20 protein-coding genes are annotated in these 16,334 nt (G+C 64.1%); 10 read left to right on the forward strand and 10 right to left on the reverse strand.

What is annotated here, in order from left to right; translation table 11 throughout:
* Positions 1 to 44: 44 nt before the first annotated feature.
* Together X743_RS153255 and X743_RS153250 are read left to right on the forward strand one after the other, a co-directional pair.
* Positions 45 to 278: a hypothetical protein gene (locus X743_RS153255; RefSeq protein ID WP_013894241.1), complete on the forward strand. Its 234-nt coding sequence runs from the start codon at positions 45 to 47 to the stop codon at positions 276 to 278.
* A 66-nt stretch (positions 279 to 344) separates the two neighbouring features.
* Positions 345 to 611 (forward strand): DUF1488 domain-containing protein, encoded by a 267-nt coding sequence (locus tag X743_RS153250; RefSeq protein ID WP_023766175.1) that lies wholly within the window; start codon positions 345 to 347, stop codon positions 609 to 611.
* Positions 612 to 788: 177 nt separating this feature from the next.
* Here X743_RS153250 and X743_RS153245 read toward each other — a convergent pair whose 3' ends face one another.
* Both X743_RS153245 and X743_RS0136070 read right to left on the reverse strand, forming a co-directional pair.
* Entirely contained in the window at positions 789 to 980 is a 192-nt protein-coding gene (locus tag X743_RS153245) for a hypothetical protein (protein ID WP_023766176.1), read from the reverse strand.
* Positions 981 to 1,019: 39 nt separating this feature from the next.
* Positions 1,020 to 1,226 (reverse strand): hypothetical protein, encoded by a 207-nt coding sequence (locus X743_RS0136070; protein ID WP_031257781.1) that lies wholly within the window; start codon positions 1,224 to 1,226, stop codon positions 1,020 to 1,022.
* Positions 1,227 to 1,637: 411 nt separating this feature from the next.
* Here X743_RS0136070 and X743_RS153240 point away from each other — a divergent pair, with 411 nt between their 5' ends.
* The 5 genes from X743_RS153240 to X743_RS153220 all read left to right on the forward strand — a co-directional run bounded on the left by X743_RS153240 (position 1,638) and on the right by X743_RS153220 (position 7,978).
* Positions 1,638 to 2,681: a LacI family DNA-binding transcriptional regulator gene (locus X743_RS153240; RefSeq protein ID WP_023766179.1), complete on the forward strand. Its 1,044-nt coding sequence runs from the start codon at positions 1,638 to 1,640 to the stop codon at positions 2,679 to 2,681.
* A 63-nt stretch (positions 2,682 to 2,744) separates the two neighbouring features.
* The gene (locus X743_RS153235) at positions 2,745 to 3,992 is read left to right on the forward strand and encodes a sugar ABC transporter substrate-binding protein (protein ID WP_013894235.1); all 1,248 of its coding nucleotides are present in this window, start codon (positions 2,745 to 2,747) and stop codon (positions 3,990 to 3,992) included.
* Positions 3,993 to 4,165: 173 nt separating this feature from the next.
* The gene (locus X743_RS153230; RefSeq protein ID WP_023766180.1) at positions 4,166 to 5,095 is read left to right on the forward strand and encodes a sugar ABC transporter permease; all 930 of its coding nucleotides are present in this window, start codon (positions 4,166 to 4,168) and stop codon (positions 5,093 to 5,095) included.
* Complete coding sequence (locus X743_RS153225; protein ID WP_023766181.1) at positions 5,095 to 5,952, forward strand: carbohydrate ABC transporter permease; 858 nt, start codon at positions 5,095 to 5,097, stop codon at positions 5,950 to 5,952. The genes X743_RS153230 and X743_RS153225 overlap by 1 nt, the downstream gene beginning before the upstream one ends.
* A 52-nt stretch (positions 5,953 to 6,004) precedes the next feature.
* Entirely contained in the window at positions 6,005 to 7,978 is a 1,974-nt protein-coding gene (locus X743_RS153220) for a glycoside hydrolase family 127 protein (protein ID WP_023766182.1), read from the forward strand.
* A gap of 96 nt (positions 7,979 to 8,074) precedes the next feature.
* On the opposite strand, the gene X743_RS153215 is transcribed toward X743_RS153220, so the two are convergent.
* From X743_RS153215 to X743_RS153185, 7 genes are all read right to left on the reverse strand, one after another.
* Entirely contained in the window at positions 8,075 to 8,479 is a 405-nt protein-coding gene (locus X743_RS153215; RefSeq protein ID WP_023766183.1) for a DUF1801 domain-containing protein, read from the reverse strand.
* A gap of 132 nt (positions 8,480 to 8,611) precedes the next feature.
* The gene (locus tag X743_RS153210; protein ID WP_023766184.1) at positions 8,612 to 9,043 is read right to left on the reverse strand and encodes a DUF1801 domain-containing protein; all 432 of its coding nucleotides are present in this window, start codon (positions 9,041 to 9,043) and stop codon (positions 8,612 to 8,614) included.
* A 22-nt stretch (positions 9,044 to 9,065) separates the two neighbouring features.
* Positions 9,066 to 9,287 carry a hypothetical protein gene (locus X743_RS153205; protein ID WP_023766185.1) on the reverse strand — a complete coding sequence of 74 codons (222 nt, stop codon included), beginning with the start codon at positions 9,285 to 9,287 and terminating at the stop codon, positions 9,066 to 9,068.
* 37 nt (positions 9,288 to 9,324) lie between these two features.
* Entirely contained in the window at positions 9,325 to 9,717 is a 393-nt protein-coding gene (locus X743_RS153200; RefSeq protein ID WP_023766186.1) for a VOC family protein, read from the reverse strand.
* A 77-nt stretch (positions 9,718 to 9,794) separates the two neighbouring features.
* Positions 9,795 to 10,226, reverse strand: a complete 432-nt coding sequence (locus X743_RS153195) for an SRPBCC domain-containing protein (protein ID WP_023766187.1) — start codon at positions 10,224 to 10,226, stop codon at positions 9,795 to 9,797.
* On the reverse strand, positions 10,223 to 10,546 hold the full coding sequence (locus X743_RS153190) for a metalloregulator ArsR/SmtB family transcription factor (protein WP_013894226.1): 324 nt from the start codon (positions 10,544 to 10,546) through the stop codon (positions 10,223 to 10,225). Before X743_RS153190 ends, X743_RS153195 begins: the two co-directional genes overlap by 4 nt.
* 58 nt (positions 10,547 to 10,604) lie before the next feature.
* The gene (locus X743_RS153185) at positions 10,605 to 11,372 is read right to left on the reverse strand and encodes a gamma-glutamylcyclotransferase (RefSeq protein WP_031257783.1); all 768 of its coding nucleotides are present in this window, start codon (positions 11,370 to 11,372) and stop codon (positions 10,605 to 10,607) included.
* A 196-nt stretch (positions 11,373 to 11,568) separates the two neighbouring features.
* Between X743_RS153185 and X743_RS153180 the strand changes: the two genes are divergently transcribed.
* From X743_RS153180 to X743_RS153170, 3 genes are all read left to right on the forward strand, one after another.
* Positions 11,569 to 12,261 carry a DUF2270 domain-containing protein gene (locus X743_RS153180; protein WP_023766189.1) on the forward strand — a complete coding sequence of 231 codons (693 nt, stop codon included), beginning with the start codon at positions 11,569 to 11,571 and terminating at the stop codon, positions 12,259 to 12,261.
* A 165-nt stretch (positions 12,262 to 12,426) separates the two neighbouring features.
* Entirely contained in the window at positions 12,427 to 13,692 is a 1,266-nt protein-coding gene (locus X743_RS153175; RefSeq protein WP_023766190.1) for a DUF763 domain-containing protein, read from the forward strand.
* Between the two features lie 131 nt (positions 13,693 to 13,823).
* Positions 13,824 to 16,145 carry a cation:proton antiporter gene (locus X743_RS153170; protein ID WP_023766191.1) on the forward strand — a complete coding sequence of 774 codons (2,322 nt, stop codon included), beginning with the start codon at positions 13,824 to 13,826 and terminating at the stop codon, positions 16,143 to 16,145.
* Positions 16,146 to 16,168: 23 nt separating this feature from the next.
* Here X743_RS153170 and X743_RS1000000170710 read toward each other — a convergent pair whose 3' ends face one another.
* Positions 16,169 to 16,312 carry a hypothetical protein gene (locus tag X743_RS1000000170710; RefSeq protein WP_013894220.1) on the reverse strand — a complete coding sequence of 48 codons (144 nt, stop codon included), beginning with the start codon at positions 16,310 to 16,312 and terminating at the stop codon, positions 16,169 to 16,171.
* Positions 16,313 to 16,334 lie beyond the last annotated feature (22 nt).

The raw sequence follows: 16,334 nt of genomic DNA on the forward strand, positions 1-16,334 counted from the left end.
ACAAGTTCACTCTCACGATTTCAGGGCACAAGGAGATTTCCACAATGGCCGACGGCAATCAGACGATCATGGAAAAAGCTGAAGCCCGCTTTGTCGACAAGCAGAAGAAGACGGCGGAGCGCAACAAGGCCACCGCCGAGTACATGTCCGAAGCAAGGGCCAGGGAGATCAAGACGGCAAGGCTGAGGCAATTGCGCCTGGCCAAGGAAGAGGCCGACCGCGTCGCGGAAGCCCTGAACCCGACGCCGAAGAAGAAGCGGGCTGTGAAGAAAGCCTAAGCAATTCCAGGAAAAGTGCGAAGCGCTTTCCCTTGGGAATGGCGCCAAAACAAAGGAGGCAAGAACATGAGCCTGACCTTTCCCAATCGCAGCCGCAGCTATGACGAAGCCGGCAAGCGGATCCGCTTCGTCGGCCATGACGGCATGTTCCAGATTTCCTTTTCCGTCGCCGCCGACGCGATGACCAAGATCCAGCCGCGAACCAGCGCCACCGAAGCCGGCTATCTCGCCACCTTCGACACCGAAAGCAGCGTCATTCGCGATGTGGCGTCGAAGGCCTACGACCGCACACGCAAGAGCATGTATGTGTTGACATCGGACGATTTCGGCTGAGACCTGCTTCCGAATGCGGTGAACCGGATCAGGGCTTGCGTTCTGCTCCCCGCATTGCAGTTGCACTGACGGCCAATGCATGTCGCCCAAAAGTACCTGGGGTTTGGGGAAACGACATGAAAACAAAGACCTAAAGCAATTCGCATGAATCCGCTTCAGCACGACGCGATTTAGGAATCAGCCCTTTCGTTCCGCCCTCTCTCGGCGTTTGACGTCGCGGACATTCATCTGCACCACCATGTCCTCGGCATCGCGCGGGCTCATGCCCACCATCACTCTTTGCCGCACCACGGCGGGCTGGCCGGTGAAGACATCGATGATGGTCCAGCTCTGGGGAAGCTCCATGCGCAGTGCGTAGCGATTTGCCATCTGGCATCCCGTCTTTCGGCCCGGCCGCTCTGTCGAGCCTCAACCCTTCATCAAGAAAAATACGGCCGCCAGGATCATTACCGTCCAGGCGATGACCGACAGCTTCAACGCCATGCCGCCATGCGTGACCAGGACCTCGCGCAGTCGAGGCACGATACCCGCCGGCCGGGCTCGCACCGCCGCCCCGGCGGCGGGCGCCTTGACGCCCTGTTTCCCAAAGACCGGCAGCAGCGATGGTTCACGCACGAAGATGGCCTCGAATGTCAGGGAAAAATCGGCAGCAAGGATGCTCGCGTGACCTCCATAGCACTCTTTTCGCCAGCGCCCGCATGCCAAATCAAGAATAGGCGCTACAGCACCGATGGAACAATGATGCTAGCCGGAACCGCGGTTGACGCTCAAGCGGCGGCGCTGCGACCCTTCACGCCGGGCTCGGCCTTGAAGATGCGGATCGTCGCCGCCAACTTGGCGAAGGATAATTCGAAGCGCTTGGCTTAATCCCCACCACTTTTCCCCCTTGAACGCTCACCCAATCTGGCCTAGCCTTGGCTTGAGAAAAGGTTTTTCCAAACATTTCCGATCAAGCTCGGCCATCGACCGGGCTCTGTTTCCACTTGTAAGAGAAAACCTTTTCTCAAGCTAAGGATTTTCGGCGCGATGCCATCGGACGATCAGCCTGTTCCGGTCTTTCCAAAGCCCGTCACCTTGCGTGACGTGGCCGCGCAGGCCGGCGTCAGCGTCGCCACCGCATCGAAGGCGCTCAATGACCAGGGGCGCATGACCACCGAGACCCGCGAGCGCATCCGCGAGACGGCGCGCAGCCTCGGCTTCCGCCCCAACAGCCTGGCGCAGAGCCTGCTACGGCGCCGCAGCTTCACCGTCGGCCTGCTCACCAACGATACTTATGGCCGCTTCTCGCTGCCGCTGATGTCAGGCATTTCGGACGCGCTGGTCGACAAGGGCGTCTCGGTGTTCCTGTGCAATGTCGAGGAGGATCCGCGGCTCGGCCAGATGCATGTGGACGCCATGCTCGACAAGCGCGTCGACGGCATCATCGCCACCGGCAAGCGCATCGACCGCCATCTGCCGATCGATCTTTCCAACCTGCGCGTGCCGGTGATCTATGCCTTCACCCAGCCCGATCCCGACGCCGTCGCCTTCGTTTCCGACGACGCCGGCGGCGCGCGGCTGGCCGTCGAGCATTTTTGCCGGCTCGGCCGCCGACGCATCGTCCATGTCAGCGGACCGGCGAGCTTTGCCGTGGTCCACGCCCGCGCCCAGGCCTTTCGCGACGTGCTGGCCGAAAACGGTCTGCCGGTCACCGAACCGCTGCTCGGCTCCTGGTCGGAAGCCTGGGGGCACCAAGCGGTGGCGCTGCTGTTCGACGGCAAAAGCGACAGGCCGGACGCCGTCTTTTGCGGCAACGACCAGATCGCGCGCGGCGTCATCGATGCGTTGCGCGAGCGCGGCCTCGACGTGCCCAATGATGTCGGGGTGATCGGCTTCGACAATTGGGAGATCGTGGCGGAAGCGACGCGGCCGCCGCTGACTTCGGTCGACATGAACCTGACCGCGCTCGGCCGCGAGGCCGGGCTGACCCTGCTTTCACTGGTCGGCGGCACAGCCGCCGCGCCAGGCATTCGAAAACTGCCGTGCCGGTTGGTGGTGCGGCATTCCTGCGGCCGTCCGATGGACGGCTGAAAACGAAGCGCCGCGCGAGCGGCGCCAAGCCGCGGACAGCGGCCAACCCTGGAGGAGGAGAACATGAGGAACCTGATTGCCAAACTGGCCCTGGCCGCTGCCGTTCTGGGCGGAGGCCTCGGCACTGCCGCCGCTGAAACGGCCAACATCTGGGTGCGCGCCGACGGCTCGAATTTCATGCCGAGGATCGTCGACGCCTTCAACAAGGCGCACAAGGACCAGGTCAAGCTCGACATCATTCCCAATGCCGAGATCATCCCGAAATACGGTGCGGCCGCCGCCGGCGGCACGGCGCCCGACGCGCTGTCGCTCGACCTGATCTATACGCCCTCCTTCGCCGCGGCCGGCCAGTTGGAGGACATCACCGACTGGGCCAAGTCCCTGCCCTATTTCTCCAGCCTGTCGCCGGCGCATGTGAAGACCGGCACCTACAAGGACCATATTTACGGCCTGCCGTTCTCGGCCGACGCATCGGTGCTGATCTGGAACAAGAAGCTGTTCAAGCAGGCCGGGCTCGATCCTGAAAAGGGCCCGGCCAACTGGGCCGAGATCGCCGCCGACGCCGAAAAGGTCAACGCGCTCGGCGGCAACATCAAAGGCTTCTACTTCTCCGGCAATTGCGGCGGCTGCAACATCTTCACCTTCACGCCGCTGATCTGGGCCTCCGGCGGCGACATCCTCTCCGCCGACGGCTCGAAGGCGACACTCGACAGCCCGCAACTGCGCGGCGCCATCGATCTCTACCGCTCGATGGTCAAGAAGGATCTGGTGCCGGCCGGCGCGCAGACCGATACCGGCGCCAACTTCTTCGCGGCGTTTGCAGCCGGCAATATCGGCATCTCGCCGTCCGGGGCCTTCGCCATCGGCGCGCTCAACACCCAGTATCCCAATGTCGATTACGGCGTCACCTTCCTGCCGGGCAAGGATGGCGGCTGGTCGTCCTTTGCCGGTGGCGACAATTTCGTCGTCACCAAGGGCACCACGAAGCTCGCCGTGGTGAAGGAATTCCTGGACTTCGCCTATTCGCTGGAAGGCCAGACCATCCTGGCGAAATATGGCAGCCTGCCGGTGCGCGGCGACATCGCCAAGGACGCGCTCAAGGACCTCGATCCGCGCTACCAGATCGCCGCCGAGGCCATGGCCAAGGGCAAGACGCCCTATTCGGTGGTGTTCAACGACTTGATCAACTCCGCCAACGGCCCGTGGACGCAGATGATCAACGAGGTCTTCTTCGGCGACGACGTCGACGGCGCGATCGCCAACGCCCAGGAGACCATGCAGTCGATCATCGATCAGGCGCCGCAGAAGTAAGCGCCAACCCCACCTCCCCCTCGAGGGGAGGTCGGACCGCAGGTCCGGGTGGGGTCGTCTCGGCAGTGCTCGACGGTCTTTTTCGTCGGCGCGTTGCGGAGAGGACCCCACCCCCGGCCTTCGGCCGGACCCTCCCCTCGAGGGGGAGGGGGACGAAGCGCCAAGGAACAGCCATGACCACCATCGCCACAACCACCACCGCCCCGTCCCGCGCCCGAAAACTGGTCGGCGCCGGGCGCCGGCAATGGATTGGCCTCGTCTATGTCGCGCCGGCCGTGGCGTTGGTGATGGTGTTCTTCGTCATCCCGCTCGGCATGACGGCGTGGATGTCGCTGCACAACTGGCCGTTGATGGGCGAGCACTCCTTCATCGGCCTCGACAACTATTTCGCGATCCTGCGCGACACCAGGTTCTGGAACGCGCTCAAATTCACCGGCTACTACACCGTCATCGTCACCATCGCGATCTTCGCCATTGCTTTTCCGCTGGCGATCTTCATCGAGAAACCGCGGCCGCTGACCAACCTCTACCGCACCGCCTTCTTCATGCCGGCGGTCGTCGGCTTCGCCTCGGCGAGCCTGCTCTGGTCGTGGCTGCTCAATGTCGATTCCGGCCTGTTCAGCCCCGCCGCCTACGATCTCGGCCTGATCGACAAGAAGTTCAACCTTCTGGCCACCTTCCAGCCGGCCTTCTGGTCGATCATCGCCATGGTCGTGTGGAAGGTCGCCGGCTTCACCATGATCATCCTGATGACCGGCCTGCAGTCGATCCCGCAGGATCTGCAAGAGGCGGCCGTCATCGACGGCGCCGGGCCGTTCGCCCGCTTCCGCGCGATCACCCTGCCGCTGATGCGCCGCACGCTGGCGCTGGCGCTGATCCTGTCGGTCGCCGGCTCGATCCTCGCCTTCGACCAGTTCTACATCATCCTGCGCGGCGGCCCGCGCAACCAGACTCTGACGGCGGTCTACTGGATCTTCAACCAGTCCTTCGTCTCGTTCAAGCTCGGCTATGGCGCCGCACTTTCGATGGTGCTGCTGGTGATCCTGGTGGCGCTCAGCCTCATCCAGCTCTGGCTGCTGCGCAAGCCGGAAGGGCTCGACTGATGGCGCAGGCAATATCAGCCCGAGGCAAGCTCGCCGCCCGCTTGGCCAGGCACTCCACCGGCATCGTCGCCTCGGTGCTGTTCGTGGCGCCGATCGTCTGGACCATGCTGTCGGCCTTCAAGCCGGCCGCCGAAGCACGCCTGCCGCCGCTGCCGCCATGGCCGACCACGGGCTTCTCGCTCGAAAACTACGCCACGCTCAACTCCTTCGGCGACGGCCTGTGGGCTTCGGCGCAAAACAGCATCTACGTCTCGGTAATGACCGTCCTACTGTCGGTCATCGTCAGCGTGCTGGCCGGCTACGGCTTCTCGCGCTTCCGCTTTCCGTTCAAGGACCTGTTTTTCGTCCTCATCCTGTCGACGATCATGATCCCGTTCCAGTCGATCCTGACGCCGATCTTCCTGGTGCTGACCAAGCTTGGCCTGCACAACACGCTGACCGGGCTGGTCGGCGTCTATGTGACGCTGCAACTGCCGTTCTCGATCTTCATGATGCGCAACGCCTTCGACGCGGTGCCGCGCGAGATCGAGGAGGCCGCGCGCATGGATGGCGCCGGCAACGCCACCATGCTGGTCAAGGTGATGCTGCCGCTGGTCTGGCCGGGCGTCGTCACCATCGCGCTGTTTGCCTTTCTCGGCGCCTGGAACGAGTTCCTCGCAGCCCTCGTGCTGATGACCGACCAGTCCAAATTCACGCTGCCGGTGATGATGACCGCGCTTCAGTCGGGCCGCTTCGGCGCCATCGACTGGGGCGCCGTGCAGGCGGGCGTTACCGTGATGATGGTGCCCTGCCTGATCCTCTTCCTCGCTCTGCAACGCTTCTACATCCGCGGCCTGATGGCCGGGGCCGTCAAATAGTCGCCTGACGGCCGGGGCCGTCGAACAATCGAAAGAGTAATGGAGTAAGTTCATGACCGCATCGCCATCCGTAAAAACCGGAAACCCGAAGCTCGCCTTCCGTCCGCTGCCGGTGCCGCAGGTCGACGTGCACGGCTTCTGGGGCGATCGCGCCGACGCGGTGGCAAAGCGCACCGCCGAGATCCTCTACGAGCGCTGCGTCGAAGCCCGCATGCTGGAGCAGATCGACCCGGACCGCCCCTCGCCCGGCGTCGTGATTCCGTTCCATTCGCCCTCGCCCGACGAAGCGGACCGCCAGGGCGCCGAGTTCACCGGTTCGACGGTCACCACGCAGATGTTTTGGGATTCCGATCTCGGCAAGACGATCGAGACCGCTGCCTATTCGCTTTACCGGCGCAAGAACCCAGAGCTGGAGAAGAAGATCGACGCCGTCATCGATATGTATGGCAAGCTCCAGCAAGAGGACGGCTATCTCTCCAGCTGGTACCAACGCATCCAGCCCGGCAAGCGCTGGACAAACCTGCGCGACTGCCACGAACTCTATTGCGCCGGGCACCTGATCGAGGGTGCGGTTGCCTACTACCAGGCGACGGGCAAGCGCAAGCTGCTCGACATCATGTGCCGCTATGCCGACCACATCGCCTCGGTGCTCGGACCCGAGCCCGGCAAGAAAAAGGGCTATTGCGGCCATGAGGAGATCGAGCTGGCCCTGGTCAAGCTGGCGCGGGTGACGGGCGAGCAAAAATATATGGAGCTGGCGAAATACTTCATCGACCAGCGCGGCCAGCAGCCGCATTATTTCGACGAGGAAGCGCGCGCCCGCGGCGCCGACCCGAAAGCCTATCATTTCAGGACCTACGAGTACAATCAGTCGCACATTCCGGTGCGCGAGCAGGACAAGGTCGTCGGCCACGCGGTGCGGGCCATGTACCTCTATTCGGGCATGGCCGATATCGCCACCGAATATGGCGACGACACGCTGCGGGTGGCGCTCGACCGGTTGTGGGACGATCTCACCACGAAAAACCTCTACATCACCGGCGGGCTTGGACCGTCGGCGCACAATGAGGGTTTCACCAGCGACTACGACCTGCCCAACGAGAGCGCCTATGCCGAGACCTGCGCGGCGGTCGGCCTGGTGTTCTGGGCGAGCCGCATGCTCGGCATGGGACCGAACAGGCGCTATGCCGACATGATGGAGCGCGCGCTCTACAATGGTTCGATCTCGGGTCTGTCGCTCGACGGCTCGCTGTTCTTCTACGAGAATCCGCTGGAAAGCCGGGGCCGGCACAACAGATGGAAATGGCACCGCTGCCCGTGCTGCCCACCCAATATCGGGCGCATGGTCGCCTCGATCGGCAGCTATTTCTACAGTCTGGCGGATGACGCACTTGCCGTTCATCTCTACGGCGACTCGACCGCCCGCTTCGACATTGGTGGCGTAGCTGTCAGCCTGACGCAGGCGAGCCGCTATCCCTGGGACGGCGCCGTGGAGGTCACGCTCGAGCCTCAAGCGCCGGTGGAGTTCAACCTGCACCTGCGCATCCCGGCGTGGAGCAGCAGTGCTGCGCTCCGGGTCAATGGCGAAGCGATCGACCTCGCTGACGTGACCAGCGACGGTTATGCCGCGATCCGGCGTGTTTGGAAGAAGGGCGACAGCGTCCGGCTCGATCTCGAAATGCCGATCGAGCGGCTCTACGCCAATCCCGAGGTCAGGCAGGATGCCGGCCGCGTCGCGCTGTCGCGCGGACCGCTGATCTACTGCGTCGAAGCGACGGACAATGAGACCCGGCTGCACCGCCTCGCTCTGCCGCGCACGGCAGATATAGAGGCGCATGATCAGCCCGGGCTTCTCGGCGGCGTGGTGGCGCTTTCAGCCACGGCACAAGCCGACGCCGGCTGGCAGGACGGGCTCTACCGCTCGAAGCCGCCAGCAAGCGTCGAGACGCGGTTGACCGCCATCCCCTATTTCGCCTGGGACAACCGCGAGCCCGGCGAGATGCTGGTGTGGCTGCGGGACGGATGACGGCCCCTCCCCACGCGATACCATCCGGCTTTGGGGAAAATATCGTCCGAACAAAGGGCTAGAGCCGGACTCTGACTCAATCCGGCATCGAAATCTCTAGCGTTTGGCCGTGGCCTTGGACTTGTTCAAGGCGATCGCCGCGCGCACCAGTGCCTTGAATGCCTCCTCGTCCACTTCCTCGCCTTTCTGGAAATCGATGGCACGTCGTGTATTGCCTTCGAGGCTGGAGTTGAACAGGCGCGCCGGATCGGGGAGTGCAGCCCCCTTGGCGAAGGTCAGCTTGACGAGGCTCTTGTAGGTCTCGCCGGTGCAGATGATGCCGTCATGTTCCCACACCGGGACACCGCGCCATTTCCACGTCTCGACCACCTGGGGATCGGTTTGCCGGATCAGGGCGCGCAGCCGGCCGAGCATCTCGCCGCGCCAGTCGCCGAGTTCCTCGATCCTGCCGTCTATCAGCTGGGACGGAGATTTACCGTCCTGCGTCTCGGTGTCTGTCATGTCGTTTCTCCTCCGAGCTTCGATGGCTAGAGCAATCCCGGCAAAGTGTGCAGCGGTTTTGCGTCCGCAATTGCGTAGAACAACAAAGACAGGGCATTGGAGGCGACCTTCGCCGGAAATGCCCTGGAGTACTCACATGCGCTCGCCAGGCAATTGGCTGGCCTGCTTCACCCAGGCGCTGAATTGGGCCTCGTCGAACGCATCATCCTCATGGATGTCGAGATAGCGCGTGTCCTTGCTCTTGGATTCGCCCGGTGGCACCGGATCGAGCGACAGGCCGCGGAAGAAGGCTACCTTGATGTAACGGGTGAAGCAGTGAAAGCTCAGGAACCAACCCTCGCCTTCGACGCCGTAGAACGGCGAGTTCCATTTGACGGCCTTGTGCTCGCCGGGCACCGCGCGCTCGATGAGCGCATCGAGGCGCTCTCCCACCTCGCGCTTCCAGCCCGGCATGGCCGCGATATAGGCCTGCACCGGAGCATCGCCATAACCCTTGGCGATCTGCGGGTTGCCGCCCGAAAGCAGCTTCGGCTCTGCCTTGGCGGATTTGGTCGACTTTGCCATGCCTTCCTTCCTGTCCGCTGACCTATCCGATGGCACGCTGCACGTTGCGCGTCTTCGCAACATAGGGCAGCACGAACATATAGAGGCCGCTGAACAGCAAAAGGAAGAGCGGCGGGAGTGGCGAATAGACCACCCAGGCAGGCGGCTGCCCGAACGCCATGGTGACGAAGTTGGCGACGACGGTTGCCGTGAAGATGATCGACAACCAGCGATGCGTTTGCCTGATCCATTTGCTCCAGTCCAAGATTACCTCCCTTGAAAAACGCGTGAAATAGGACGCCTTACCAGCGCGCCAACTGGGTGATCTGCACGAGATTGCCGCAGCCGTCGTTCAGTTTGGCGATGGTCGAGCCGGTCACCTCGGTCGGCGGCATGGTGAACGTGCCGCCGTTCGCCGCGATGCGCTCGTGGTCGCCCTTGATGTCGCCGGTGAAGAACATCACCGCCGGCTGGCCCTGATCGAACATCGCCTGCTGGTAGGCCTTGGCCGCCGGCTGGTCGTTGAGCGCCAGTTGCAGTTCGGTGCCCTCGGGCTCGTCCGGCGAGGCGACCGTCAGCCAGCGGAACGGCCCGTTGCTGAAATCGGCCTTCTTGGTCAGGCCGAGCACGCCGGTATAGAAGGCAAGCGCCTTTTCCTGGTCGTCCACGTAGATGCTGGTCAATTTGATCTTCATCGTCTTCCTCCATAGGTTTTGCTGGCGGCGAACCGCCCTGTGAAATCAGCTGTGGTTTTCAATTTGACCGGCGGACCTCAGTCCGTCCGGTCCAGAAGCTGTTCCAGCTTCTCGAAAAATTGCGGCCAACCCATCTTGGCGCCGCCATAGGCACGCCTCTGCTCGGGCCGGAAGCCGGCTTGCTCCATGCGCAAATGGGTTCCCGCCGGCGTCGGGGTGAGCGTGAAGGTCACCACGCTTCTGAGATCGAAGGCCGGGTCCTGGTGCGCGAGGTTCCAGGTGTAGGACAGCGTCTTGTGCGGCTCGACGGCAAGCACCTCGCAATCCAGCACGCCACCCCAATCGGCGCTGATGTTGAAGCGATGGCCGACGACCGGATTGAAATTGTTCTTCATCAGCCACTCCTCGATCAGATGTGGTTGCGTCAGCGCGCGCCAGAGTTTTTCGGGCGGATGGGAAATCTGCCGCTCGACGACGACGGTGCGGGTCTCCTCGGCCCTATCGTTCACTGGTCCATCCTTTTGAGCAAATCCTCCAGATCGTCGAACCGGCTTTCCCAAAACCCCGCCATCTGGCGTGTCCAGTCCATCAGCGGTGCCAGCGCGCCGAGCTGCGCGCTGTAATGCGTCTGGCGGCCTTGATGGCGGTCGCGCACCAGCCCGGCCTGTTTCAGCACGCCAAGGTGCTTCGACACCGCCGGTTGCGAGACGCCGGACTGCGTCGTCAGCGCCCCCACGGTCTGCTCACCCTGCCGGCACAGGCGTTCGAAGATCGCCCGCCTGGTCGGGTCGGCGAGCGTCCTGAAGAGCATGTCGTGAGCGTCCGGCATTCGCAATCGATAACCCATTGGCTATTGGTTGACGTATAACCGCAGGGATATGTGTTCGTCAAGTAGGAGATTTGGAGAGGCCGGCGGGAAGCTGGACTGCGGCGTGGGCACGCCCGATCTCTTGCGCCACCAGTTCCTGCAACTGCCACAGATTGCGGTCGCGGATGCCGCAGGCATCGAGATGGCGGATCGTCTCGAACAGATACTCGGCTCCCGAGCCCCAATGGCCGACGGCCCTGGCGAGCGTCGCCGCGATCTCAGACTTGTCGAGCTTGCCGGCATAGCGCGGATTGGCTGGATCGACGACGAAGCCGAGCGCCTGGCTCACTCCATCCCCGGTTATAACCTGCAGCCAGCGTGGCACGTTGACGGCGGGCAGGATGGTCATCTCGCGGCGCAGCAGCGCTTCGAGATTGGCGGCTACAGGCTCGGCGATCTCGAACACCATGCCCTGGCACTGGCCGCCACGATCGAGCGCCATCATCAGGCCGGGCTGCTCGAGCGTGCCGCGAAAGCGCTGCACCGTGAAGCAGAACGACCGGTGCCAGCCTCGCGCCACCGCCCGCTCACCGCCTCGCACTTCGCCGGCCGGCTTCCACAGCAACGAGCCGTAGGCGAACAGTTTCAGCGGCCCGGCGGGTGCCGAGCCCAGGATCTCGTCGCGAAATCGCGCATAGTCGGCGTCGGTCATGTAGACCATCCCCGGCGTCGGCCCGGCATCCTCGACAACGCGCATTGTGCGGGCCACCAGCGCCTCGGTCAGCGCCATCGGCGCCTTGCGCTGGGCCGATTTGCGTGACGATACAGACGAAGTAGGATCGTTCATCTCAGCGCTCCCAACCTTGCCGCCATGTTGCCGAAGGTTGGGGGGACTCTCAAGGGCCTGTCGATGGGCGCGAATCCGGCGGCGAATCCATACTGTCGCCGCAGGATTACGCGCCTGCGAATCGCCCCGCGCGGACGCCGTGAGGTTGCGGAACGAGATCGCCTTCAAGACGTTCTATCCAGGTCGGAGGAACCCCATGAACGACGCCCCGGCAACGCCCATCGGCAGGTCCCTGTCGCCGGGCGAGCTGGTTACCGTGATGTCCCATTTCCACCGCGCCGAAATTGCGCGCATGGCCGGTTGGCGTGACCGCATCGACCGCACCAGCAACTGGGCGATCACCGTAGTCGCGGCCATGTTGTCCGTGTCGCTGTCGACGGCCAGCGCACATCACGGCGTCCTGCTGTTCGCCATGCTGCTGGTCCTGCTGCTGCTGTGGATCGAGGCGCGGCGCTACCGTTTCTTCGATGTCTATCGTGCCCGCGTGCGTCAGTTCGAGCGCCACTATTTCGCACAGATCTTCTCGCCCCAGCCCGACTTCGCATCCGACTGGCTGCTGATCCTCGGCGAAAGCCTGCGGGCGCCCAAATTCCTGGTCTCGCAGCGTGTCGCGCTGGCGCGTCGTTTGCGCCGCAACTACATCCACATGATGCTCATCCTGCTGCTCGCCTGGATACTCAAACTCTCGACACCGAGCCTGATCGACCAAGGCGTTCCGGCCGGTTTCGTCGGCACTCTGCGCCAAGCCGTCAGCGCTGCGGCCCTGGGCCCGATTCCGGGATATGTCATCGTAGTGGCGATCGCGGTCCTCTATGCCGGACTGTTCGCCGCAGCCTTCCTGACACCCGGGGATGATGGCGAACTGTCCTTCGGCGACGTGCATGTCTAGCCTGAAGCAGGGCGCAAAAATTATTGCCGAACAGCTGGATGGGCAGAAATCCTGAATATCAATATCCGAACGGCATGTTCACCTCAGCTTGTAAAATACAGTGCCGATGCCATCTAGTTCGATGGATGCCGGCGCGAATCGTCGGCCAAGGGAGACGTAAACGAAGTGACACAGCGAAGCGGCAGCGCCGACCTGCCGCTGCATGGCGGACGGGTTCCGAAATGGCTGGGCGATCGCATGACGCGCCTGGGCGCGGTGCTGTGCGAGGCGATCATCCATCATTATGGCCGCGACGAATTGCTGCGCCGGCTGGCGCATCCCTTCTGGTTCCAGTCCTTCGGCGCGGTGATGGGCATGGACTGGCACTCCTCCGGCATCACCACCAGCGTCATCGGCGCGCTGAAGCGCGGGCTGACGCCGCTGTCGGGCGAACTCGGCGTCCATGTCTGCGGCGGCCGCGGCACCCATTCGCGCAAGACCCCGCATGAGCTCGAGATGATCGGGGAGCGCGTCGGCATCGACGGCACGGCACTGGCCACCGCCAGCCGGCTGGTCGCCAAGGTCGACAGCGCCGCCGTCCAGGATGGTTTCGATCTCTATCTGCACGGCTTCATCGTCACCGACGACAGCCGCTGGGTGGTCGTCCAGCAAGGCATGAATGGCGACAGCAAGCTGGCGCGCCGCTACCACTGGCTCTCGGAGGGCCTGAAAAGTTTCGTCGACGAGCCGCATGCGGCGATCGAAGGCAAGCGCCAGGGTGAGATCGTCAACCTGACCGACCACCGCGCCGAGGCTTCGCGCAGCGGCCAGCTCGACCTGTTGCGCCAGCTCGGCCCCGACAGGATTGTGCGTGAATTCGCCGCCATCGAACCGCCGGCGGCTCCCGTCACCGCCCAGCCGATGCTGCCCAACCTGATCATGCCCGCCCACCATGATGTGCGTGAAAGCGACATCGTCATGCGCCGCCTGCACGGCAATATTTCCGCGGCGATCGAGAGCGGCCCGGCGGATTTTCCCGAACTGCTGCTGGTGCCCGGCGTTGGCGCGCGCACCGTGCGGGCACTGGCCATGGTGGCGGAGGTCGTGCATGGCGCGCCGTGCCGCTTCTCCGATCCGGCGCGGTTCTCGCTGGCGCATGGCGGCAAGGACCGGCACCCCTTCCCGGTGCCGCTGAAAGTCTATGACGAAACCATCGCGGTGATGAAGTCCGCGGTGCGCAAGGCCAAGCTCGGCAACGAGGAAGAGCTAGGCGCCCTACAGCGGCTCGACGGACAGGCGCGGCGGCTGGAGCGCTACGTCACCGGACCAAGCCTGAAGGAAATCGTCGCCGGCGAGTTCGACCAGTCGCACCAGCTCGGCGGCCGCAGCGTCTTCGGCTGGGAGCCGCCTCCAGGCGAGGCTTTGCCGGACGGCGCCAAAAAGTCGGGCTAGCCGCTTGGTCGCTGCAGCTTGCCGCCTATGTCGGCATTTGCCAAACAGATTGGCCCGCCCCCGTCGCAACCTTGCGCTGCATTGCACGTTTATGGGCAACGCGTGCGACTTGATCCGCGTTGAGGGGTTGGATGACCAGGCACTGCCCGCAAGCGAGATTTCTCCCCGCCATTCTCATCCCCTTCGCCGCCCTTGCCTTTGCGGGCACGGCCTGGGCCGCGCAGCCGGTGGGTCACGCCTCCGGCATGGGCGGCTCGGCGGAAGGATTGTTCGTCGCCGAGATCGTACTTCTGCTGCTGGTCGGGCGTGGGCTGGGTGAAATCTTCCAGCGTTATGGCCAGCCGGCGATCATGGGCCAGTTGATCGGCGGCATCCTGCTTGGCCCTTCGCTGTTCGGCTTGATATGGCCAGGCGCGCAGCATCTGATCTTCTCCACCGACCCGGCGCAGAAGAGCATGATCGACGCCGTCTCGCAGCTCGGCATCCTGCTCCTTCTGCTGTTGACCGGCATGGAGACGGATCTGCGCCTCGTGCGCCGCGTCGGTGCCGCCTGCTTCTCGATCTCGATGTCAGGCGTCGTCGTGCCCTTCGCCTGCGGCTTCGCGCTGGCGCAGGTGCTGCCGGGCTCGCTACTGCCCGATCCGACGCAGCGCATCGTCGCCGGCCTGTTCCTCGGCACCGCGCTGTCGATCTCATCGGTCAAGATCGTCGCCATGGTCGTGCGCGAGATGAACTTCATGCGCCGCAATCTTGGCCAGGTCATCATCTCCTCGGCCATCATCGAGGACACGATCGGCTGGCTGATCATCGCCGTCACCTTCGGCATCGCCACCAATGGCAGCCTGCAGGTGCTGCCGCTCATCACCACCGTGGCCGAAGTGGCGCTGTTCATGGTGTTCTCCTTCACCATCGGCCGCCGCCTGGTGTTCACCCTGATCCGCTGGAGCAATGACAGTTTCCGCAGCGAATACGCCGTCATCACCGTCATCCTCATCATCATGGGCGTGATGGCGCTGATCACCAACCTGATCGGCGTGCATACCGTGCTCGGCGCCTTCGTCGCCGGCATACTGGTCGGGGAATCGCCGATCCTGTCGGACCACATCGAGAGCCAGCTGCGCGGCGTCATCACCGCGCTGTTCATGCCGATCTTCTTCGGCATGGCGGGCCTGTCCGCCGACCTCACCGTGCTTGCCGATCCGACGCTGGCGCTGCTGACGCTGGCTCTGGTGGTGATCGCCAGCGTCGGCAAGTTCGGCGGCGCCTTCATCGGCGGCCGCTTCGCTGGCATGTCATTGAAGGAGGCGACGGCCGTAGGCAGCGCCATGAACGCGCGCGGCTCGACCGAGGTCATCGTCGCCAGCATCGGCCTGTCGATGAACATCCTGTCTCACAATTTGTTCACGATGATCGTCACCATGGCCGTCATCACCACGCTTGCCATGCCGCCCATGCTGCGCTGGGCGCTTGGCCGGCTGCCAGTCGGCGATGCCGAAAAGCAGCGCGTCGACCGCGAGCTGCTCGACGAGCGCGGCTTCGTCTCCAGGCTGGAACGGTTGCTGCTTTTGGTCGACGACAGCCCGGCCGGCAAGTTCACCGCCTATCTCGCCGGCCTTGTCGGCGGCGGCAGCGGCATGCCGACCACGCTTCTCCACCTCGAGGGCGGGCAACTGCCGGGCGCTGCCCGCGACAAGGGTCCGGAACGGGCCTCCAGGGAGGTCAAGAAGGGGGCGGCCAGAAGCGCCAGGGCCGTCAGAAAGGCCGAGGACACGCCCGTCGACAAGGTCCACCTCACGGCCCGCACCGAGCTCGAAGCCACCGCCGAGACGATCGCGACGGAAGCCCGCAAGGGCTACGGCCTCCTGCTGGTCGGGCTGGAGAACGCACTGACCGACAAAGCCACCTTCAGCGGCGCGCTGAACGACATCACCAGCGGCTTCGACGGCCCTCTCTGCCTGGTGCTGAATGGCGCCAGATCCTCCGGCAAGATGCCGATGCTGCGCGCCGGCACCACGATACTGGTCCCCGTCAACGGCACCGAGGTCGCACGGCGCGCCGCCGATTTCGCCCTTGCCTTGGCGCGGCCGCATCGCGCCCGCGTCAAGGTTCTTTATGTCTCGCAGGTCCGCAAGGGCAGTCGGCCGGGCTCGGTTTCGCATCGCCGCGAGGAAGCCGTGCTGAAGGACGTCGTCGATCTCGCCGACCGCTACGGCGTCGCCGTCGACACCGCGATCCGCACCCGCGCTACGCCGGACAAGGCGATCGCCAGGGAAGTGACCAAGGGCGCGGCGATGGTGGTGATGGGCGTCACCCAGCGGCCCGGCGAAGAGCTGTTCTTCGGCGACACCGCCACGGCGGTGCTGGCCGCGGTCGCCTGCCCGGTCGTGCTCCTGGCCAGCGAGCGCGTCAGGCGAGCGGAAGCCGAGGAGGCGGCAACCGAGACCGGCGCCTGATGCCCTCGGCCAAGGCTTGCGGTCTAGATGCCGAAGAACTGCCGCCCGATCATGTAACCCAGCGCCGCCACGATGAGCGGAAACAGCGCCGGCGCCGCCTTACTGAGGAAGGAAGCTTTCGTGTCCTTGGGCGGCACATAGCGTGCGTTGCCGAGATTCTTGGTCATTGCGTACCCCGCGCCAAACCAA

Source organism: Mesorhizobium sp. LNHC232B00 (assembly GCF_000502435.1).
GTDB lineage: Bacteria > Pseudomonadota > Alphaproteobacteria > Rhizobiales > Rhizobiaceae > Mesorhizobium > Mesorhizobium opportunistum.